Genomic DNA, 22269 nt, shown 5'->3' with positions numbered 1-22269 from the left:
GAGTCACCTTTTTTATTTTTACCCCTATTTCAAATACCCCAAGCAGAATTTCAAATACTGCCTAGTGTAATTTCAAATTCCGGCAGTATTATTTGAAATTACTCACAATGAAATTTCCTTTCTCATTTTATATTGTAGAGGTACCGCGGAATACTGAAGAGGTATACCTTTTAGAAACGGGCACTGTGTGAAGCCAGCGACTTTTACAGATACGGTTGTTTTGTATGAAGGTATGATTGTAAATCAAATAAAGAGGTTACATATTTACCAAGATTATGAAGAGTATTATCAATGTGGTTTAATTGGTCTTTGGCATGCGTATGAAAGGTATGAGGAGGAGAAAGGTAGTTTTCCTGCTTATGCGGTTGTAACGGTACGTGGTTATATATTGGAGAGGTTGAAGAAAGAATGTGTAGTGCAAGAGAGGTATGTGTGTACCGGAGAGTATGGTGAACGATTTGGGTATGAAGATGTGGGAACGAGGGCGAAGGACTTTATGAGCGTGTTAGATGAGAGGGAGAGGCACATCATTTCAGAGCGATTCTTTACAGGGAAAACGATGGGAGAGATAGCTACTGAAATGGGGATGACGTACTATCAAACGAGATGGGTATATCGACAAGCACTTGAGAAAATGAGAGATAGTGTAAGGAAGTAACAATAAGACTGGAAGGCGAGAAAATGTTGCCTTCCAGTCTATTTATTTTAAGGTAGTGAATCTTTCATGTTCATTCGGGATAATACATGTCCAGATTTTAAAAATTGTTGCTGTAACTTATGAGAACCTATTTGTATTGTTATGGTAGTTCCGTTAAAAAAATGAATGTTAGCTTTGTTAGTTTTTTTGGAAAACCCTATCTCCTCTATATGGTTATAGAACAACCAAATGCAGTTTGGAGACGAAGGAGATTCTGTTGGGAAAACGCAAATGTATTCTTTGTGATTAATCGGAATCGGAACATTTTGTTTGAGCTTAAAGTTTATTTGGACTGCATTACGTCTACCTTGGTAAGTAGAATGAATATGTGTTAGACAATATTTCTTGATGAGTTGTAGACTTGTGTGGCAAGAGTGCAAATGGTTTCCGCTACTGTCGATAATTTTTGTCCGGTAATAAGGGTGTTTACAAGGTTCGAGCATCATTGTAGAGCTAGAAATAAAAATATCATTTTCATTATCCATGATTCTAAATCCTCCCTTATAAAATTATTGTTTCGAATATAATTATATATGAATTATGTAAAGTTATTATTAATCTTCTATTGCGTATTGTAAATTTTTACGGTTCGTTTACAATCAATAGATGATAGTCTTTCTAATTTGCATCGCTTGTACATATATATGAAAATAGAAAAGAGTAGGCGGTGATATAGCATGAAGAAAAAGTATATTATTATGGCTCTAGCTGTTGTTCTCTTAGTTTATTTAGCAAACAGTAATCCGGGTAAGGGAGAATATACGGATTGGGCAGCAAAACAATTTATGAAGCGTAATGATGTGAGTAAGAAGCTAGAAGAGTTTGAGAAAGAAAACAAAGAGGGTATACTTGGCGACTTAGCATCGGCGGGAAAAAAATTGGCAAATAAGTATGTTGAACCACAAGTTGGATTATTAATCGAACATTATACAAAGCGAAATGATTATATTTTCTTCTCAACATATACGACAGAGTTTGATTTAGGCGGAGAGAATTATAAGTATGTTTGTGTTGGTTTTTCAAATATCTTTATCCCAATTGAAATGCCGAAGAAAAAAGACGAATCTGCAAAATAATGCAGATTCGCCTTTTTGATTTACGGAGTGATCTGAACTTCAGATACAGTTTTTTCTACGAGGCGAGCTCCTTTTTTACGAGTATTTTCACCAATTGATGAAAATACAGATGAAGAAAGAATGGTATCCATTACTTGATTTACGACTTGTTCATTTACTGGTGTAATGGGATTATCGATAGAAAAGGCAACTGTTTTTCCATCTTCTTTCACGAAAATTAACTCTAGTACTTGCATGCTTTATTCCCTCCTTTTTAATTACAGGTTAGAAAGATCTGACGTGCTTACAAGTTGTACAGCGTGAAGTGATGATTGTTGTAGTGAAGCAAGAGCGCGTGCTACTTCATGCACTTTTCCTAAATCTGCATTTGTTTTCACACGTTTGAATTGCTTGTTCTTAAAAACTGTTTTACCGTTTTTGTCTAATCCTCCGTTTAATACGAGACGTAAAGTTAAATCCATTACGATTGTTTCAATTGCCATGTTTATCACCCCCTTTCACTTTATAAATAGGTGGTAAATGTCATGTTTTGGCGTGAAATTTTTTCTTTTTTTTGTTACTCTTAAAAGACTAAGAGAGGAGTTTTCCGGAGAATGAATCGTAAATGGTTATTTTGGATTCCTGTATTACTATGGATGGGGATTATTTTCTATTCTTCAGCACAGCCATATAAAAAACAGGATATGCGCTCGGATATTGAGCAATATATAAATGTTGAGTTTGTGAAAGAGCATTTTTCATGGGTATCTATCGATTATGGCGGAGGTACACCTGTTAGTATCGCAAATAAAGGTGTAGGTGGATTTGTTGAGTTTTTCCTTCGTAAAGGTGCTCATTTTATGGTGTTCTTTATGCTCGGTTCATTGACGTATTATGCTTTTCATCAATCGGGTTATTCGAGAAAAAGGTGCTTTGCATACGCCCTCCTTTTCGTTGCGGGGTATGCAACACTTGATGAAATTCATCAATGGTTTACGGGAGACCGTACACCGATGTGGCAAGATTCATTGCTTGATACGTGCGGCGGGTTAACAGGAATTATAATAAGCAATTGGTTTTGGCATAGAAAAAGGAGCTAATCTCAGTTAGAGATTTGCTCCTTTTTCATTTATCCACCTTATCCCGCATTAACGGGCAGTAAAACTCCCACCTCAAAATTCAGCTGGATCAAAGAAGTTAGGTGGGAGATTAACAGCCCGTAAACGCCCGATTGGTGAAGGCTAATAATCAGTGGGGGATGAACAAAACCCCCACTGATTAAAGTTTCACTTTATACGCCAAGTAATTCTTTTAGTTCGTCTGTTGATAGTTCGGTCATCCAACTATCGCTTGTAATGACGGCGTTGTTTAATGATTGTTTTCGTTCTAACATTTCATCAATTTTCTCTTCAAGTGTTCCTGTTGTAATAAGTTTATGAACGTGAACGAAGCGTTTTTGACCGATGCGATAAGCACGGTCTGTTGCTTGGTTCTCTACAGCTGGATTCCACCAACGGTCATAGTGAATGACATGGTTGGCAGCAGTTAAGTTTAATCCTGTTCCACCGGCCTTTAACGATAAGATGAAGATGTCATACGTTCCGTTTTGGAACTGCTCAATCATCTTGTCACGCTCTTTCTTCGGTACGCTCCCGTTTAAGAAGAGGACGCGCTGACCAAATGTTTCTTCTAACATACTTTTTAGCATGTTCCCCATACCAATGTACTGAGTGAAGATTAAGCAACTTTCATTTTGGTCTTTTATATTTTCGATGAGCTCCATTACCGTTTTTGTTTTCATAGAGCGCTCGACGATATTTTGTGGTTCTTCTTCTTTTAAATAAAGGGCTGGATGGTTACAAATTTGTTTTAGCTTGTTCAGCATAAGTAATATAAATCCGCGTCTTTCAATTCCGCTTAATCCTTCTACATTTTGCAATGTATCTTGAACAAGTTGTTCGTATAAGGAAGCCTGTTCACCAGTTAGTGGACAATAAGCTTTCTGTTCTTGTTTATCTGGTAAGTTTAATGCGACTGTTTGATCTTTCTTCGTACGACGCAGTAAAAACGGCGAGATAAATCGTTGAACTTGCTGGATTTTTCCTTCATCGCGGTCCTTTTCAATCGGTGTGACGAAGCGGCGCTGGAATTGTCCTAAGCTTCCGAGATACCCATGATTGATAAAGTCGAAAATAGACCAAAGCTCAGCAAGTCGGTTTTCCATTGGTGTACCAGTCAAAGCAATTTTATGATTTGCTTGTAAGTTTCTTACTGCTTTCGACTGTTTCGTATGTGGGTTTTTTATATTTTGTGCTTCGTCTAAAATAACAGCGTCCCAGCATAACGTACTAAGTTCTTCTTCATCAAGCTGAGCTAATGCATAAGAAGTTAATATAACATCTGCTGATTGAAGAAAATCTTTAAATGACTCATCCTTAGCTCGGTTACTACCATAGTGTAACTGAACACGTAAACTTGGTGCGAAACGCTCAAATTCTTTTTGCCAATTTCCAAGGACTGATGTTGGTGCCACAATTAATGCAGGACCTGTTTGGAGATTGTTTTCTTTAGCGTATAGTAAGTAAGTTATCGTTTGAATACTTTTTCCAAGCCCCATATCATCGGCTAATAATGCCCCAAATCCAAGCTTTCGTAAGTATAGCAACCATTCAATCCCGTGTTGTTGATACGGGCGGAGTGTTGCTTGTAGCGAAGATGGTGTATCTACTTTTGGAATATCTCCAATGTGCAGAAGCTTTTGGAAAAGTTCTTCATAATATCCATCTAGTTCGATTTCAATATCGCTAAACGGACTATCGTCTTCTACAATTTCTGTTTCCGCCGTGCTCGATAAATGTTGCTGCAACACGTCTTTCATTTCTAGTCCATATTTATCGGCACGGTGCATTAGTTTTCTTACTTCTTCAATAAAGGCAGGATCAAGTCTCATCCATTGACCATTTAAATTGAAAAGACGTTTGTTCTGCTCAACGAGTTCGAAAAATTCGCTTTCTGATAAATCAATTCCGTCCGTTGAAATGCGCCAGTCGAAATTAACGAGCGTATTCATGCCGAAGAAAGACTGTGTTTGTGCTGTACTTTGCTTCAGCTGTACACGTAACCTCGGTTTTGTTGCTTTTAAATTTTGCCACCATGATGGTAGTAAAATTGTAATACCTGCTGCGAGTAATTCATTACTTGCTTCGGTTAAGAAGTTCCAAGCTTCCGTTTCAAAGAGTTCTTCTCGGAACTTGTCGTCCTCTTTTAGCCACGGTACGAGCTTACTGAATCCTTCTTGTGTTTCAAGAATCCGTTCTTCGTAATCGTGCCATCGTTTTGGCAAGGAATCGATACTTTCATATACATATATGCGATGCGCACCACGTTTTGGTGTAACTATTGTTTCAAGCTTCCACATTTCAAGTTCTTCTTGCGGTTCTTGTAGTCTTAAGCCGACTGTAAATGGAAGATCATCTTCAATGTAACCAATTTTTCGAAGCCAATCTTCTTCATGTAGTGCTGCTTCCAATTGCCTTTTCGTAAAGTCGTAATGTTCATATAGTCTCTTTGCATCTTCCCATCCGTCATTTGAGCGAGCATCTTGCAAAATACTTTCGTTCACAGCGGCAGAGAAAAGCGATGCTAACATGTCATCTTCAATTGAGGTAGTCTGAACTTTCCAAGATGGCTGCTGAGACCAATGCTTCATGTCAGGTGCGAAGCTGCCGCTGACGAAAGCGTCCCATAATTCACTTGCGTCCTTTGTAAGTGCCGTAATAGGACCGTTCATTTGCATATTTGCAAATGAATTCATCGGTTTATTTGCGATGTATTCAAATGCCTGTGCATTCGTTAACATAACGCCTTGTTTTCCCTCATACGTTGCTTCTTTTAAAAACGTTCCGTAGAAGGAAGTAGAGTGCCATGCGAATGCATTTTTTTTCCAAGTTGCTACGGATAAGAGCGTACCGCTATCATCTTCTCCCCAAAGGAACCAACCTTGACTAACGTGCTGGAGCCTAATTGTTACTTCAGTTTGTATGATCATCGATTAATTTTCCTCTCCGTAATTCCTCTTGTAGTGCACGCAGACGTGAATGTAAGTTAGCGATATGAATAATGAAAGCATCCCATTCATCAGTTCGTTTCAGTCGTTTATAAAGCATACGTAATTTCTTTAAGTAACGAACGGCACGTTTATATGATTTGCGATTTCGCTCTTCAATTGCTTCCATTGCGGCATGGTGATAAAGAGGAAGTGCTGCTTCGGGCGCTTCTTTTTCAATATCTTTCAATGGTTCTTTCAAAAGTTCGATTACTTCGAATCCATATAAGAGCTGAAGCTCCGTCCATGCATGGTATTGTTTCTTCGCAAGTACATATTGTTCATAATTTGTGAAACTATACGGTAATAGTTCTTGTAAAATCATTTCTAATCCCGCTTGTTCATTCGTATGCGTTGCATATGTCTCATACATCATCACAAATAATCGAACGATATCTTGTATGAAGACGGTATTTTCTTGTTCCGTTATCGTTTCTTTTACTTGTTTATAAGTAAAGGAAAGCCAATCTTTCCCGCGGTCCCACTCCATCGCACTTAATAACTCTTCTAACCAATAGAAGTAAAGGCTCACAACAGAAGCAGGCTGTTTTTCCAGTAATTCCATTGCCGATACATCTTCACCGTTTAAAAAGAGCAGGTGAGAAGATGCTAATGCTTTGGAAAGTGGATTGATTTTAGTATCGATTCGTTTTTTTTCTTCTTGTAGCTGCTCTTCTGTTCTTAACAGTTCACCCCATAGGTGACGATAAATGAAGAATCGCTCTTGTGTATAGGCATCGGTAGAGAAGAATGCTTCATGTATGAGCCGCGCTGTTTCTTGTAAAATCGGTTTGGATTCTTCTGGAATCTCCTCTGTTTTTAGGTCCCTAACGGTAGATTCAACTTTATCAACGAATAGGCGAACGACGTTAACTGGTTGGTGATAAGAATATAGTTTGTTTGCTTCAAATTCTTGAATTTCTTCTAATAATTTTTGAAAGCAATAAAGTGCCGCGTGCAACTTAAATAATTCATGAATAGCAACGATGCGCGGAGCTTTCCGCTCTAATTTTGTATAGAAGTCTGTAAAAAGACTCATAAGAAAATACATTTGTTTATAAGTGAGCCGCGCTTGTTCTTTTTTAAATGATTCATATTCATTTTCAAAGTATGTTTGCCAACTTTTATAATCCATTTCTTCAAAAGCTGATGATTGCAATACTTGTCGTGCAGTTCGAATAGGAGGAAGAGAAGGTTTTGTATTATTTTTGAATAAAGTTAATACATCTCCTACCTGCCCAAAACTAGAAGCTGCAGATAGTAACACAGCAAGCATATGCTGACATTGCGTTGGCGCGAAGCAATCGCAATAGCTTTCAGTGACATTACGAATCGGGATGTGAACGCTATATACACTGCCTTCAGCATTTACAGTTCCGGATAGTGTATAGCCATCAAAGTCAACGTTATAGACAACACCACTACGATATAGGTGCCGAGCTGTAGCGACATGCTCTTGATCAGCAACTTGCTGTGGATCAAGCCCTTGAACGAACTCATTCGCAATCATCATAATTTCATCTTTCGTAATTGAGTCTTGCAGCATAATATTCCTCCGTACACAGATTTCTTTCCTTTACCATTATAAACAAAAAATGCTCAAAACAGAAAAAATGAAATTTGGATTACAAAAAAGGATGTTGCCTAGTTGAACTTTCCTACTAGGAACATCCTTTTTGGGAATTAAGAGCGTGATTCTTGTAATACCGCTTTTACATATGGATCATGTAATATTTGTTTTATAATTGGTAGCATCTCTTGCTCGAATGGAATATCAATAGGGAATGGCTTTTGAGAGCCTGGTTTTATTCCGTATTGTACGAGTTTGTAATGTGTAGTTTCTTCATCGCTGAGCACAATTAATTTATAGCGATTGTCATCGTTTGTTAGCGAGAAGTCAATTGCGATTGCATCATATGTTACATCATCTTTATATATGTACGGTTTTGGTGTACCGACCCAGTCTACTTTTGCTTGTATATTCATGGACATAACCTCCTTATAGCTATTATAAAAAAATAAAAGCCAGCTCTCAATAAAGAGAACCGGCTGTAATTTAGCAGTCATTGGTTATTTTAAAATTTTCACTTTAACAGTTTTGCGTCCCCATTTGTTAGCAGCGCTATCTGATCCAAGTAGAATGTCGATACGGTTACCTTTAATTGCACCGCCAGTATCACCAGCGATTGCTTCTCCATAACCTTCTACCCATACTTTAGATCCTAACGGGATTACTTTCGGGTCAACAGCGATCATTTTCATGTTTGGGTTCGCTGTTAGGTCATGACCCATTGCAGTTAATACACGGCCGCCGTATGTGCCACCGTTTTCGCTCGGATGAGCTGTATATGCTGTAGCTACAACAGTTAACTCACGACCATTAGAAGGTTCGCTAGTTTCAGCAGCTTTCACAGCAGGCTTAGCAGCTGTTTTTACTGGTGCAGGTGCTTGAGCCTTAGCTGGTGCTGCAGCTTTAGCAGGAGCTGGCGTTTCTTGTTTCTCAATAACAGGTGCTGTACCTGTTAAGAAAGGAACATGGACATAAGCCGTTTTCCCGTTATATTCAAATTGTAACCACTCATTTTGTACTTGGTTCGTTGTTTCGATCATATCGTCTTTCTTAAGCGTTCCAAGAATTTCTGAGTTTGTGTTCGCTTCAGCACGCACATTTAATACGTTAGCTGTTACATAGTAAGAGTTCTTTGTAAACTCTGCACTTACGAATGCGTCTTTACCATCTAATTTGATTTGTGACCATCCGTTTTCTGTATTTAGAACATCTAATTTATGACCATTCTGTAATTTACCGACAACTTTTGATTCAGTAGTAGGGTTTTCTCGTACGTTTAGTACGTCTGTTTTTACAACAGTTTCTGCGTTAGCAGATGCGGTGAAAATCCCAAGACCAAAAACTGCTGCTGTTGCTATTCCAATTAATTTTTTCATGATAGCCTCCATTGCGTTTGTTTTCGTGTCCTCATTATAGCAACAGATTTTTTCGGAATTTGGGAAAACACACAATTACAAACCATTCGTAATAAGTCGTTAACAATTTGTAATATAGCTAGAATTAGAGGAAAGCGTTTTTCATTCCATATAATTAGTAGGTTTCTAGTTATATTCAAAATATTTAATACAACATAATTTTTCGGTGCAAATAAGAATGTTACAAGAGTATTACGTAATGATTACTATACAGTTACGCTCCTTGAGTATTTTACCGTTTTATGGGTAATATAGTTATATAAACATAAACATCTCGTTTGTGAAGTTATAAACACGCGCTATATACTAGCAAAAAAACCGCATAATTGTTACAAGAAGAAAGGGTTGTAAAGAATAAATCTGCCCTTTTTTAAAACTGTAACACATCCTTTTTTGGGAAAATCTCTTCCCAACCGCATTTTTCTCACACAATTTGACAGTAGTATTCCAATCTTGTAGCTCTTGCAGAGTGAAAAGGTTGTACGGAAGGTAAGGCTGTCCATAAGAACTCTAATTGGTGAAGGCAAACTTGAGAGAGCCGAAAGAGAATCACCACAAAAACTATGGTTTTCTATCCGATTTAACACATCGGAATTTATGATATTTACAAGAAATGAAACATACGAAGGGGGATTTGATGAGGAAACTGACGAAAACATTTATTGTCTCATTAACATTATGCATTGCATTTACACTTTGGGGGATTATTCCCGAATCTATTATTGGAAAAGGTAGCTTAGGAAATGTAACGACTGTAATTCAAGCTGCGTTAGTTAGTAAGTTTGGATGGTTCTATATTATTTCCGTTTCTATTTTCTTAGGAATTGCTATTTTCTTAATTGTTTCTAAGTACGGTTCGATTCGTTTAGGTAAAGATGATGATGAACCTGATTATAGTTATATGACATGGTTTGCTATGTTATTTAGTGCCGGTATGGGAATCGGTTTGGTTTTCTGGGGCGTTGCAGAACCGTTGAATCATTTATACACACCTCCGTTTGGAGAGGGTGCGACTGAAGAGAGTGCACGTCTTGCACTTCGTTTCTCGTTTTTCCACTGGGGATTACATCCGTGGGGATTATATGCACTTGTAGCATTATGTATTGCGTATTTTACATTTAGAAAAGGAAGAGCAAGTACAATTAGTGCGACAGTGGGTCCACTATTTAAAGGCGGTGAACATGGCCGTATTGCCCATATGTTTGATGTTCTAGCTGTATTTGCGACAGTATTTGGTGTGGCAACATCATTAGGACTTGGGGCAAAGCAAATTGCGGGTGGTGTTAGTTATTTAACATCCATTCCAAACTCATTACCAACGCAGCTAGTAATCATCGGAATTGTAACTGTTCTTTATATGCTATCTGCACAAACGGGACTCGATAAAGGAATTAAATATTTAAGTAATGCGAATATTATTTTAGCGTTTGCACTTATGATAATTGTATTATTTGCAGGTCCAACAAACTTTATTATGAATTATTTCACTTCAACAATCGGATCATACATTCAAGAATTACCAAGTATGAGTTTCCGTTTAAGTCCATTAAATGAAGGCGGAAATCAATGGATTCAGTCATGGACAATTTTCTACTGGGCATGGTGGATTGCATGGTCACCATTCGTAGGTACGTTTATTGCTCGTGTGTCACGCGGGCGTACAATTCGTGAATTTGTTATTGGTGTGTTACTCGTACCAACAGTAATTGGTGCGCTTTGGTTCTCTGTTTTCGGAGGAACAGGTATTCATATGGAATTGTTCGACGGGGCGAATATATATGGTCAAATTAAAGAAATGGGCACAGAAGTAGGATTGTTTGCTATGTTAGACCAGATGGGTAGTATGGGTCCGGCTTTATGTGTGTTAGCTATTTTACTTATTTCAACATTCTTTATTACATCGGCAGACTCTGCTACGTTTGTTCTAGCGATGTTAACGACACATGGTAGCTTAAACCCACCAAATCGCATCAAAATGGTTTGGGGTATTGTTCTAGCGGCGATAGCTTCAACCTTATTGTATGTCGGTGGATTAGAGGCGCTGCAAACTGCGTCGATTATTGCGGCATTCCCATTTGTATTTGTTATTTTCTTTATGATTGCAGCGTTGTTTAAAGAACTGCAAAAAGAAGGACGTATGAAACAACATTAATAATAGAAGAAAAAAATTCTGCATATATAAATAGTATTAGGACTGTCGAATGTCGGCAGTCCTTTTTCACTGTTCTATACTATTGTAGGAAAAGCATTACTTTGTTGCGGAATACTATAGATATCGGTAATTCAAAAAGAAAAATCGATATAGTTCGACAATATCCGATATTTTACACATTATATTCATATTTGTGACAAAAATATGTCGGAAATGTGTTGTCACTTTTATGTATATGTGCTATATTATTTCCTGTAAGCGATTTCAAACAGTTTTAAATCGCATTCAAGGGGGACAACTAGAATAATGAAACGTTACGAAAGAAAGTGGAAGCATATTTGCTTGAAACGTGTGGCACATCGAAATGCCCAAGAAAGCACGGAACCGAAGACTGAAACTCGTAAAGAGCATCAAGAGAAGCAATTGGTTCTACAAAAATAGCAATCACTTTTTCGTATATAAATGAAGGTCGATCGTTCGTTGGGGGATGGACGTGAAATAACTTTCTGCTAAGGGGTATTGTCTGATATATAGTATTACGGTAAAAAATAAGCACAGAGCATACGGCGCTCTGTGCTTATTTTTTAATGAAATCTATTTTTCTTTTTTAAATCGTACTGTTTTATCCCAACCAATTACTTGTTTCTTGCTCTTTGCACGTAAGTAAAGAATGAGACTGCGAATAAACAAATACGTAAAGAGCTGTGCGTACGTAAAGTACATAATGACGCTTATGAAAATGTTGGTCGGTGTAAAGGTTCGTTCGACGCTCTGGGCACTAAATAATTGAGAAACATATGTAATATATGCGACATACCACATAAATAGTAATGGAATGCTATATTGAATTTGGAATATGCCGAGCAGTCCAATTACAAACCAAACGTTTGAAATGATTAGGAATAGCCAAAATACGACATACACTAAAACTTGTTGTAAGGAATGGACGAGAAGTTTTCCTTTAAAGAAGCTTAACGAAGAAAACATTTTTTCTAAAATGTATAAGTTTCCTTGAAGCCAACGTGTACGCTGTTTAATAAGAATGTTTAAATGCTCAGGTTCTTGTTCCCATGTAATCGATTCCGGGACGATTGGTAAGAGATAGCCCTTTTGGGTAATTCTTAATGTTAATTCGGCATCCTCTGCGATTGCATAAGGGTCATAGCCGCCAAGTTCTTCTAATGCGGAACGACGAAGAAGCATATTTGTTCCGGTTAGTGAACCTGTTTGGAATAATAGCCAGCGTCCAGATTGCATAAGGAGCTGGAAAATCTGAAATTCTAATGAAATCATTCGTGTAAGCCAATTTCTTTTTTCATTTACTGTACGAACGTGTCCAACTGCTCCAACGGCATTCTTTGTTGTTTCAGCATGTTCTACGAGCATTCGCAGTGCATGTGGTTCAGGTTGATTATCTGCATCGTAAACACAGAAATATTCACCATCCGAAATGCTAAGGCCGTAGTTTAATACACGCGATTTTCCTTTCGGTTCGCCAGGTGGTACACGAATGTGATGAATATGAGCATAAGCTTTGTCGAAATCATCGCCAATTTCAGGTGTTTCATCTTGAGAGTTATCGTTTAATAAATAAACGTTTAGTTTGCCTGGGTATTCAATCTTTGCCATTGCTTCTAATGTATCTTTAATAACAACCCCTTCATTATGAGCGGGTATTAAAATATCTACACTTGGATAATGTTCTAGCGTACGATCTTTTCGTTTACTATTTCGATGGATTAAGCCCGCAATTGTTAAGAAAGAGTAATAAACGAGTAAAGCAGAGAATAGAAAGGCGGTAAAAATTAATACATATTTAATTGAAAATGTGATGCTGATCCAGAAAACAAGTACACAAAACAAAATAAATAAAAGAAGCATAACGAGTGTCATCATAATGAGGTATGTCCTGTTGTATTGATTTGTTCTCGTTTTATTCTAATATCTTGAATTGCTTCAGCAGCAAGCCATTGCTTCATTTTTGGATGTAGACGGTTCATTACAATGTCAGCACCGGCTTTAATTGTGTTTTGTAATAAAATGACTAATGTGTTGCTGTCATATTCAGCAGCAAGGTCAAAGTCAGTTCTGACTGTATCAACTAATAATGAAGCTACACGATCCATGACGCTTTCCTTCGTATATTTACTAAAGGAAGTGAAATCGAAGAAAATGATAATGCCTGTTTCATTACGACGATTCATCGCAGCCTTTAATAATGCTTGTCGTCTTTCGAATTCTTGTCTTGTTAATAATTTTGATTCTCCAATGTATTGCTCAAGCACTCTCACTCGTTCAGTTAACTCTTTATTTTTAAGGATAACCTTTTTTAATAGATGGGTTGAAATATAAACAATGAAGAAGTTAGCTGCCATCAGGAAGTGGGTAATAATATATTCCCATTGATCTGATGTACTCCATAAGTGAAGCCATGCTTCATAAAATAAATAGAATACTGAAATAATGGTTCCCAGTATGAAGAAAATAAATGCTGTTTTATCAGCTAAAAATAGGAATAGTACATTTATGATGACATATATAATTGTAAAAATGAGCGCGTGCTCATATTTCGTCACATGTACAGTAGTAAAATAAAATAAAATTTGTAAAATCCACATAGAGAGGACTTTATAGGACTTATCTTTCACGAAACGTTCCTCCTTAAAGATAATTCGTGCTGGATATTTGTAGTATGCACAATTATTAAGAAATGGACCATGTAGCTGGAAGTCCTTTTTTAGTGAGCGACATCAAGTAGTATCCCTCTTGTACAAGAAAAAATAAACAGACATACTAATTATTGTAACATATTGTCTATACATCTAGACATAAAGGATTTAATATATATAAAAATTATGTTTATACTATATAAAAAAGCCTCCTTTTTAAAAAGGAGGCTTTCATGAATTTATAGGAACATCATACCTGCAACTGCTGCGTTTAAGAAGTTCGCTAGTGTACCAGCGATAACTGCTTTAATCCCTAATTGTGCAATTTGTTTACGGCGAGTAGGAGCCAACGTTCCTGTTACACCTAATTGAATTGCGATAGAAGAGAAGTTTGCAAAACCACAGATTGCGAATGTTAAAATCATATTTGTTTTTGCAGATAACTCTGCCATGTGTGGTCCTAAGTTTGCATATGCAACGAATTCGTTGATTGCAAGTTTTTGACCGATGAAACTTGCTGCTTGCACGGCTTCGCCTGGTGAAACACCGATTAAGATTGCAAATGGTGATAGTAAGTAACCGAAGATTAAATCAAGGCTAAGTTTAATATCGAACCAAGAACCAACCCATCCTAATAGACCATTTAATAAAGCGATTAATGCGATGAAAGCCATTAACATTGCCGCTACGTTAATAACAAGTTGCATACCTTCAGATGCACCGCGTGCAGCTGCGTCAATAACGTTCGCATCTTCACGTTCTGTAGAAAGTTCAACGTTATTATCTACTTTTTCTGTTTCTGGCATAATTAGTTTTGCAATTAATAAACTTGATGGAGCTGCCATAATTGCTGCTGCTAATAAATGCTCTAACGGAATGCCCATCGCTGCATAGCCGACAAGAACCGATCCGGCAACAGCTGTCATACCACTTACCATAATAGTGAAGAACTCACTGTTAGTTAAACGTGCTAAGTAAGGTTTAATTAAAATTGGTGCTTCTGTTTGTCCTAAAAATACAGTCGTTACTGCATTTAAGCTTTCTGCCTTAGAAGTTCCAAGAAGTTTACTTAATGCACCACCAATGAAACTAACTAATTTCTGCATAATACCTAAGTAATATAAGATTGCAACTAATGAACTAATAAATACAATTGGAAGTAGTGCTTGAATAACGAAGATAAATCCCCAAGGTCCTTTTGCGTTGACTAAATCCCCAGCAACGAACTTAATTCCCTCGTAAGAAAAATTGATTAATCCTTGAACACCGTCAGCAGCAATTTTTAAGCCTGCTTTTCCAGCATCCCATCGTAATACAATAAATGAAAATGTCATTTGTAATGCTAGCGCGATTAAAATTGTGCGCCAATTAATAGCTTTGCGGTTGGAAGATAATAAGAAAGCGATTGCTAATACTCCAATCACGCCGCCAATTCCCCATAAAATATTCATGCAGTGTATGCTCCTTCCTCATAGTAAAAAAGTGTATAAACCAGTTGTCTATACTTTTGCGAATATAACATCTTAAGTAACTTATCATAATGGACATCGGAGGTCAAACGTCTAACGAAAAGTTTAAATAAAAAGAAAATTCTTTGAAAAAACACATATGAAATGAATTGACATGAAATAGGTTATGTTTTTTGTGGAAATATATTCATTATGATAACGTTTTGGACAATTTTTATGGAATATAGTGTACGAAATAGGAAAATGGATACATTATTTTTTCGTGGATAGAGAGTAAAAGGAGGGGGATATAGGGAACACATAATAAAAAGAGCCTTCTAGTAAACTAGAAGGCTCTGAAACTATACCTTAAGGTGCTTTCGTATACCCTAAGAAATGGCTTTTCCAATAAGAATTGTTTAATGAAGCGATTGCTACACCTTTATCTCCAGATTGGATAAATGATCCCCCGCCAAGGTAGATACCCATGTGAGAAGGGCCTTTTTTATAAGTGTCTTTGAAATAAATTAAGTCACCTGGTTGTGGATTTGAAGTTTGTGATAAGCTGCTCCAATATCCAGCAACACTTTGGCGGCTAATGTTATGACCAAATTTCTTAAATACGTGGTAGATATAACCACTGCAGTCAACACCATTAGCAGAAGTACCGCCCCAAACGTATGGTACGCCTTGCATAGATTTCGCGTATGCAAGTAGAGAAGAACTGTCACCGCTATTATTAGTGTTATTGTTGTTATTATTTTGATTGTTATTTTGGTTGTCGTTAGGCTTATTATCTACTGCGCCACCAACTGGTGTTTTAGATAGGAAACGTGTTCCGATGTAACCAGTTTGACCGTTGTAGTTAATTTTGCTCCATCCAGAGTTTTCAGAGATTACTTGAACCTTCTGTCCTTGTGGAAGTGCGCCTATGATTCTATAATTTGTACCTTCGCCGCTACGTACATTTAGTGCAGAAGCATTAATGTAGTAGTCGCCAATTGCACCTTGATCAGGTTGTTTCGGTTGTTCAGGAGTAGCAGTGCCACCTTTAACGAATTTTACAAATTCGCTACTAACATAGCCTGTTTTTCCTTGGTAGTTTACTTTAAACCAGCCGTTTTCAGATCCAACTACGTTTAATGTTGTACCATTTAACACGCCGCCAATTACACTATGGTAAGCAGCAGGGCCTGTACGAACACGTAGAGATGTTGCGTTAACGACGTAAGTACCACCAGTTTGAACAGTTCCATTATTATTTTGCTCTTGGTTGTTACCTTGAGTAACGTTTTCGTTAGAGCCGCCTTTTGTTACGTAGTCTTTGCTTAAGTAAGCTGTTTGTCCTGCGTAATTGATTTTGAACCAATCTTGAACTTCGCCTACAACTTGTACTACTTGTCCTTGTTTAACAGAACCTACAGTTGGATGAGAAGTGCTAGGACCTGTACGAACGCGAAGGGAAGATACATTTACTGTATAGTTTCCGCTTGCTGGTTGAACAGTTGCTTCATTGTTACTATTGTTGTTATTGCTTGTAGAGCCAGTATTTGAAGAAGCGCCTGATACAAATTGGCTACTAACATAACCAGTTTGTCCGTTATGGTTGATTTTCACCCAACCATTTTCTTCTCCAATTACGTTTAAAGTTTGTCCTTCATATACACGTCCTGAAACAGAACTAGAAGTGTTAGGAGCTGTACGTACACGTAATACATCAGCAGTAACTTTATTGTTGCCACCTGTACTTACATTGTTATTTGTTTTTGCACCATTTTTTGATACAAATTCGCCACTAACATAGCCTGTTTGTCCATTATGGTTAATTTTGAACCAACCATTTTCTTCTCCAATTACGTTTAATGATTGACCATTATAAACGCGAGAGATGACGTCGTGAGAAGTACTTGATCCTGCGCGAACATGTAGCACGCTAGCATTCACCGTATATGATGAATTGTTTGATGTGGAAGCTTGGACAGTTTGTGTAGCAGCTTTTTGTGTGTTTTGTTCAGGGGCAGCTTGAACGCTATCAAGTGTAGGGGCTGCTCCTCCTGCTACAGACACTGCCGCAAGACCGGCAAGGTATTTTTTCATAATTTTTCGATTCCTTTCTGTCTGTAATGTAGTTAAGAAATATTTACCAACTGTTAAAAATTCTAAAGAGCATGTCGATTACTGTCAAGACTTATGTGGGAATCTGAATATGACAAAAAGATTACAAGAAAAAATCAAGGCATAAATCCACACCTTGATTTCCATTTAAATACATATATTTGATGCGAGAAATGAGAAGATTATTCGTATTTAGGAAGATGTGCTGTTGGATTTTAAAAGGCTTTGAGAAAAGGACCTTTGTAGTAATTTGGTGATAGGGCCAACTTGACCATCTTGAATCGCAGTTCCATCGAGATGGGTCATCGGCAAAATTTCAATAGTCGTTCCCGTAAAGAAGCATTCATCTGCTTGATAAACATCGCGAACGCTGAAAAGCTCTTCTTGTACAGGAAGTTGAAGAGTGTTAGCTAAAGAAAGGACGTACTGACGAATAATGCCGTTTAAAATAAGGTGATTGGCTGGATGAGTATACAGTGTTCCGTTTTTTATGAGAAAAAAGTTAGAGTGGCTACCTTCAGTTACAATACCATTTCGTACGAGAAGTGCTTCTTTACAACCTTTGCGCTCAGCTTTCGTATAAGCTAATACATTTGGTAATAAATTTAGCGATTTAATATCACAGCGGAGCCAGCGCGTATCAGGTTCTGATATAGCACGTACACCGTATTCGATCCATAAAGCTGGTCTTTCCTTTTTTGAAATATAAGCATAGATTGTCGGAGTTGTGTCATATGAGAATGCATGTGCTCGAGCTTGTACACCACGAGATACTTGTAAGTAAATGGTTCCATCTTCGTGGAAATTATTGTTTTCAATTAATTTGTAGAGCAAGGTGATGAGTTCGGCTTTTGAGAAAGGGAGTGATAATTCTATTTCTTCCATGGATCGATATAATCTTGTTAAATGTGGGTCTAATAAGTGAAAGTTTCCGTTATAGAGGCGAATAACTTCATAAACGCCATCGCCAAATTGTAAACCTCTTTCTTCAAGTTCTATGTACGCGCGATGTTTCGTTGTATCAATAACTGCATCATTCCATAGTACAAATCTTTCGTATGCCAATTTTCGTCCCATCCTTTCGTTAGTACATGAATAAAAAGCACTCTAGTTATTTTTATGTAAGCAATTCTCTTCATATGACGTATATGTATTTATTTGCAAATCATAGAGAAGTAGTGGTGACTTATAGCATTTTGTATATACAAATTCGAAAATGAGAAATAAGAATCCTGCTTTTTGAAAAAAAAAAGCAACATTCGTATGGAATGTTGCACAAGGAGGGTAGCTATCTTTCATAGGGACATCGTCTTTAAAGGTTTCATTTATGCAAACAAAACACTTGGAAAGACAATTATAAGAAAGTTGAAAACAAATGATGCGCATATTTCTCTAAGGGATCTTATTGAAGATGAGAGATAAGAAATATGTGGAACCTTGTTTGCATATTTTATTATAAAGATGTTTCGTTAACGTGGTGTAAATATTAGGTGAAGGTTATGTAATTTTAAAGTTAATGTATAGAAGAATTTGTAGAGAGGAAAATAAAAAAGAGGCTGAGATTACTCAGCGCTCTTCTTTTCTTCTTTAATAGCCGTTTTTACTTCGCCAGTTTTGATCTTATTGCTTTCAGAGAAGCGAAGTAAGTCGCCTTCAATGATTTTGTCTGACATATTTAGCTCATTTTGTGCACGGTCAATAAGTGGTTGAGCCTCTTCTTTCGGTAATTGCAGAACTTCACCTGTGTTACGGTCGTAGAATGTACTGTTTGTGTACATGTACTTATCTGTAATGAAGCTACCGTCACGAAGAACAACGAATCCTTTATTGTCTGGTGAGAATACGTCATGACCGAATTGAATTTGATTCGTAGAATCTACACCAAGTAAGTTTAGAATTGTTGGTTTAATGTCAATTTCACCAGTTGGTTTTGAAATTGTTTTACCTTCTTTTTGACCTGGAACGTGAATAAACATCGGTGTTTTTTGTAAGTTCATATGGTCAAATGTAGTAATTTCTTCTTTTCCTAAGAACTGTGCCATTGCACGGTTATGGTTTTCAGAAATACCATAATGGTCACCGTAGAATACGATAACAGAGTTGTCGTAAATACCTTCTGCTTTTAGACGCTCAATAAAGTGTTTCATTGCTTCGTCTAAATAACGAGCTGTTACCATATAGCGGTCAAATACTCCATCACCAGAGTTGTACTCGTCGATTAATTTCGTACTGTCATCATAAGTGAATGGGTAATGGTTTGTTAAAGTAAGGAAGCGAGTATAGAACGGTTGCTTCACTTGTTTTAACATATCGATAGACTGATCGAAGTATTCGATATCTTTTAATCCCCAATTTAATTTTGTTTCTGGCGTAATCTTGTAGTCAAGCTCGTTGTAGTAACGATCATAACCAAGTGCCGGATACATAATGTTACGGTTCCAGAACGTTGCGTTGTTCGCGTGGAATACTGATGTGTGATATCCTTGCTGACGTAAAATTTCTGGAGTTGCTGTATATTCGTTATTACCGTGTGTGAAGAATACAGCACCACGGTCTAGTGGATACATTGAAGTATCTACTAAGAATTCAGCATCAGACGTTTTACCTTGCCCAGTTTGATGGAAGAAGTTATCGAAGTAATAACTTTCTTTCGCAAATTGGTTTAGGAATGGTGTAACTTCTTGTCCGTTAACTTGCGCACCAATTAAGAATGTTTGTAATGATTCAAGAGAGACAACAATTACGTTTTTCCCTTTTGCAGTACCAAACATATTTGGATCTGGTTTACTTTGTGTTGTTTTCACATAGTTTTCTGCTTCTTGCAATTTACTACTATCAGCAAACGCTTTTTGTGAACTTGATTTTGCTTGTAAGCCAAGATCGTATGCTTGGTGTACATATAATCCTAGGTTTTTAACAAGCATAACGCGGTCGAATGAACGTGTTAATAGTTCAGGACGCTCAGCTTCTGCAAGTCCTAGGTTTACGCAGAAAATAGCAACTGTTGACACGAAGTATAGGGAACGCATCGGACGTGCTACACGTTCTGTCGGTGCAAAATCTTTCTTTTTCTTCTTCAATAGAACGAAGAATACGATAATATCCGCAAATGCAAGGATGATTTTGAAGTTAAATAATTCTTTCACACTAGAACCTAAACTTCCGAAATTAGATGTTTGTCCTAGTACTGGTAAAGTAACGAAGTCATTGTAGAATCCGTAGAACATTACGTTACCAACAAGGATGAACGTTAAGATAAAGTTAATTCCTAGTGCTATATAGTTACGTTTTTTCCCTTTTGCAAATAATGCAAGACCCACAAACAGTAATGATGCTGCTAATGGACTAATGAATAAAATGAATTCTTGCATGAAAGATTCAAGTTTTAAATCGAAGCTAGTGCGTGTAATGATGTAGGTTTTTAGCCATACGGCCAAAGCTACGAATAAAGTGAAACGCACATTTTGAAATTGTGATTTCATGGTTTCTTTCATTCATTTCCACCCTTTCTCTATCAGGCTTGGTCGATTTTGGAGCGAAAAATGTTAAAATAAAAAATACATAGTTTTCTTGGCCATAATTAGAGTTTCTATATTCACCCATATACGACTTTAACTATGCATACCCTTTTTGGTTTCTTGTGCTGCTCATAAGCATAACGTCATTTCTGTATTATACAACAAAATTCATTTCTGAGAAACACTATAACATTTTACATTTTTTGTATGTGATTTGTCACCACCAGAGAAAACTTTAACATTCGTTTATAGGCTCGTCAACTAGAAAATATAACAAAAATAGAAAAGAATGTTAAGCGAAATTGAAAGTTTTTTGGTTGAGAAATATGGAATAGAAATCTTTAAGTGGTTGTCTAGAAAACTATTATATGAAGGAAAATACGAAAAAATTAACGAACACTTGTTCTTTTTGGTTTTGTTTGTTACAATGAAATTTCATTGATAGATTATGTGTAATTTTGATGAACTTTTACTGATAACATAACATATTGTAGCTTATTTCTTTTGAAAAATAGGGAGGCTTTTGAATGAAACAAAAATTTTCAGTTGAAGCGTTTTGGAAGAAAATAAAACATGTTGCGAAGCAGGCAGGGCAGTCGGTAATCTATGCGAGTTTATTGTTGTTTTACGTTTTGCAAAGACCGGATGTTCCAAAACGAGTGAAAATTATTGTAATCGGAGCACTTGCTTATTTCATTGCACCGATTGATGCAATCCCAGATTTAGTTGCTGGAATTGGTTATACGGATGATTTAGGTGCGTTAATGGCCGCACTATTACAAGCATCGATATACGTAAATGAAGAAGTGAAAGATAAGGCACGAGTGAAGTTGGCAGAATGGTTTGGTTCGGATATAGACACATCATTTATCGATCAAAAATTAGATCAATAGGTGAGACCTGTCGGATGACAGGGCGAACGTAAGCGAGGAAGTGCATTATGCCATCAGGAAGAACGCATACGAAAATAAACTTAATATCCCTTCCGGTTGTTTTGTTTATGCTCTTTTCGTATGGATTAACAAATTTTGATTTTTTATTAACTTTTGCAATTGGCTTTTTAGTAGGTACTGCATTTTTAACACCGGATTTAGATACGTACAGTAATGCGTATAATAAATGGGGATTCCTGCGCATTTTTTGGTATCCATATCGGAGCGTAATGCCCCATCGTTCCTTCTTCACACATACGATTATAATTGGTGATATTATTCGTATTGCATACATGTTAATCGTGTTTTCTCCGTTTTTATTCCTATTAAATATAATAGCATTCGACGGAAATTTAATAGAAATTGCGAAGGAACACGAGGTTGAAATTGTAACGTTTGTAATGGGGATTGTTGTGGCGAGTACGCTCCACATTATAGCGGATAAGGCGAATACGCGCCGAAAGAAAATGATGAGAAAAAAGAAGAAACGCAGAAGATAAAAAAACCGTCCCAAAAGGTATTTTGGGACGGTTTTTTTCTTATTAATAGGTAGGTTACTCTTGTCGAATCGCCGATAAAATTTCATTTATGAT

The 22269-nt window shown here is 36.9% G+C and carries 20 protein-coding genes; 7 read left to right on the top strand and 13 right to left on the bottom strand.

What is annotated here, in order from left to right:
• Nucleotides 1–187 precede the first annotated feature (187 nt).
• A complete protein-coding gene (locus V7038_RS07410; protein WP_335469699.1) occupies nt 188–658 on the top strand; it encodes a sigma-70 family RNA polymerase sigma factor in 471 nt (156 codons plus the stop codon).
• 47 nt (nt 659–705) lie between these two features.
• On the opposite strand, the gene V7038_RS07405 is transcribed toward V7038_RS07410, so the two are convergent.
• A complete protein-coding gene (locus V7038_RS07405) occupies nt 706–1182 on the bottom strand; it encodes a competence protein ComK (RefSeq protein WP_002198818.1) in 477 nt (158 codons plus the stop codon).
• A gap of 192 nt (nt 1183–1374) precedes the next feature.
• On the opposite strand from V7038_RS07405, the gene V7038_RS07400 reads away from it, so the two are divergent.
• Nucleotides 1375–1773, top strand: a complete 399-nt coding sequence (locus V7038_RS07400; RefSeq protein ID WP_070129194.1) for a DUF4359 domain-containing protein — start codon at nt 1375–1377, stop codon at nt 1771–1773.
• Nucleotides 1774–1793: 20 nt separating this feature from the next.
• Here the strand turns inward: V7038_RS07400 and V7038_RS07395 are convergent, their stop codons facing one another.
• Nucleotides 1794–2009, bottom strand: a complete 216-nt coding sequence (locus tag V7038_RS07395; protein ID WP_002112952.1) for a DUF2922 domain-containing protein — start codon at nt 2007–2009, stop codon at nt 1794–1796.
• Nucleotides 2010–2030: 21 nt separating this feature from the next.
• Nucleotides 2031–2255, bottom strand: a complete 225-nt coding sequence (locus V7038_RS07390) for a DUF1659 domain-containing protein (protein ID WP_002112951.1) — start codon at nt 2253–2255, stop codon at nt 2031–2033.
• 111 nt (nt 2256–2366) lie between these two features.
• On the opposite strand from V7038_RS07390, the gene V7038_RS07385 reads away from it, so the two are divergent.
• Nucleotides 2367–2852, top strand: coding sequence for a VanZ family protein (locus V7038_RS07385; RefSeq protein ID WP_070168181.1), 486 nt, complete (start codon nt 2367–2369; stop codon nt 2850–2852).
• Between the two features lie 191 nt (nt 2853–3043).
• On the opposite strand, the gene V7038_RS07380 is transcribed toward V7038_RS07385, so the two are convergent.
• The 4 genes from V7038_RS07380 to V7038_RS07365 form a co-directional block, all read right to left on the bottom strand.
• Complete coding sequence (locus tag V7038_RS07380; protein WP_335469694.1) at nt 3044–5800, bottom strand: DEAD/DEAH box helicase; 2757 nt, start codon at nt 5798–5800, stop codon at nt 3044–3046.
• Complete coding sequence (locus V7038_RS07375; RefSeq protein ID WP_335469691.1) at nt 5784–7403, bottom strand: SWIM zinc finger family protein; 1620 nt, start codon at nt 7401–7403, stop codon at nt 5784–5786. Before V7038_RS07375 ends, V7038_RS07380 begins: the two co-directional genes overlap by 17 nt.
• Before the next feature lie 137 nt (nt 7404–7540).
• A complete protein-coding gene (locus tag V7038_RS07370; protein WP_070147002.1) occupies nt 7541–7843 on the bottom strand; it encodes a DUF3910 family protein in 303 nt (100 codons plus the stop codon).
• 84 nt (nt 7844–7927) lie between these two features.
• Nucleotides 7928–8803, bottom strand: a complete 876-nt coding sequence (locus V7038_RS07365; RefSeq protein ID WP_070129190.1) for a cell wall-binding protein EntA — start codon at nt 8801–8803, stop codon at nt 7928–7930.
• A gap of 676 nt (nt 8804–9479) precedes the next feature.
• Here V7038_RS07365 and opuD point away from each other — a divergent pair.
• Nucleotides 9480–10994 carry a glycine betaine transporter OpuD gene (gene opuD / locus V7038_RS07360; protein WP_002112946.1) on the top strand — a complete coding sequence of 505 codons (1515 nt, stop codon included), beginning with the start codon at nt 9480–9482 and terminating at the stop codon, nt 10992–10994.
• A 306-nt stretch (nt 10995–11300) separates the two neighbouring features.
• Nucleotides 11301–11435: a hypothetical protein gene (locus tag V7038_RS07355; RefSeq protein ID WP_002068447.1), complete on the top strand. Its 135-nt coding sequence runs from the start codon at nt 11301–11303 to the stop codon at nt 11433–11435.
• Between the two features lie 153 nt (nt 11436–11588).
• Here the strand turns inward: V7038_RS07355 and V7038_RS07350 are convergent, their stop codons facing one another.
• From V7038_RS07350 to V7038_RS07325, 6 genes are all read right to left on the bottom strand, one after another.
• Nucleotides 11589–12890, bottom strand: coding sequence for a glycosyltransferase family 2 protein (locus tag V7038_RS07350; protein ID WP_335469687.1), 1302 nt, complete (start codon nt 12888–12890; stop codon nt 11589–11591).
• A complete protein-coding gene (locus V7038_RS07345) occupies nt 12887–13642 on the bottom strand; it encodes a dGTP triphosphohydrolase (RefSeq protein ID WP_335469684.1) in 756 nt (251 codons plus the stop codon). Before V7038_RS07345 ends, V7038_RS07350 begins: the two co-directional genes overlap by 4 nt.
• A gap of 260 nt (nt 13643–13902) precedes the next feature.
• The gene (locus V7038_RS07340) at nt 13903–15114 is read right to left on the bottom strand and encodes a NupC/NupG family nucleoside CNT transporter (RefSeq protein ID WP_002112942.1); all 1212 of its coding nucleotides are present in this window, start codon (nt 15112–15114) and stop codon (nt 13903–13905) included.
• A 366-nt stretch (nt 15115–15480) separates the two neighbouring features.
• Entirely contained in the window at nt 15481–17208 is a 1728-nt protein-coding gene (locus V7038_RS07335) for a C40 family peptidase (protein ID WP_335469682.1), read from the bottom strand.
• 210 nt (nt 17209–17418) lie between these two features.
• Nucleotides 17419–18303: a D-amino-acid transaminase gene (locus tag V7038_RS07330; protein WP_080013674.1), complete on the bottom strand. Its 885-nt coding sequence runs from the start codon at nt 18301–18303 to the stop codon at nt 17419–17421.
• A gap of 485 nt (nt 18304–18788) precedes the next feature.
• Nucleotides 18789–20720 (bottom strand): LTA synthase family protein, encoded by a 1932-nt coding sequence (locus tag V7038_RS07325; protein ID WP_071151642.1) that lies wholly within the window; start codon nt 20718–20720, stop codon nt 18789–18791.
• A gap of 551 nt (nt 20721–21271) precedes the next feature.
• On the opposite strand from V7038_RS07325, the gene V7038_RS07320 reads away from it, so the two are divergent.
• Together V7038_RS07320 and V7038_RS07315 are read left to right on the top strand one after the other, a co-directional pair.
• Nucleotides 21272–21637: a YkvA family protein gene (locus V7038_RS07320; RefSeq protein ID WP_002112935.1), complete on the top strand. Its 366-nt coding sequence runs from the start codon at nt 21272–21274 to the stop codon at nt 21635–21637.
• Between the two features lie 47 nt (nt 21638–21684).
• Nucleotides 21685–22176: a metal-binding protein gene (locus V7038_RS07315; RefSeq protein ID WP_002112933.1), complete on the top strand. Its 492-nt coding sequence runs from the start codon at nt 21685–21687 to the stop codon at nt 22174–22176.
• Nucleotides 22177–22269: the final 93 nt, after the last annotated feature.

This window comes from Bacillus sp. JJ783 (assembly GCF_036963225.1).
GTDB lineage: Bacteria > Bacillota > Bacilli > Bacillales > Bacillaceae_G > Bacillus_A > Bacillus_A cereus_U.
The sequence above is the reverse complement of the archived record's forward strand: the minus strand, read 5'-3'. Positions and strand labels throughout refer to the sequence as shown.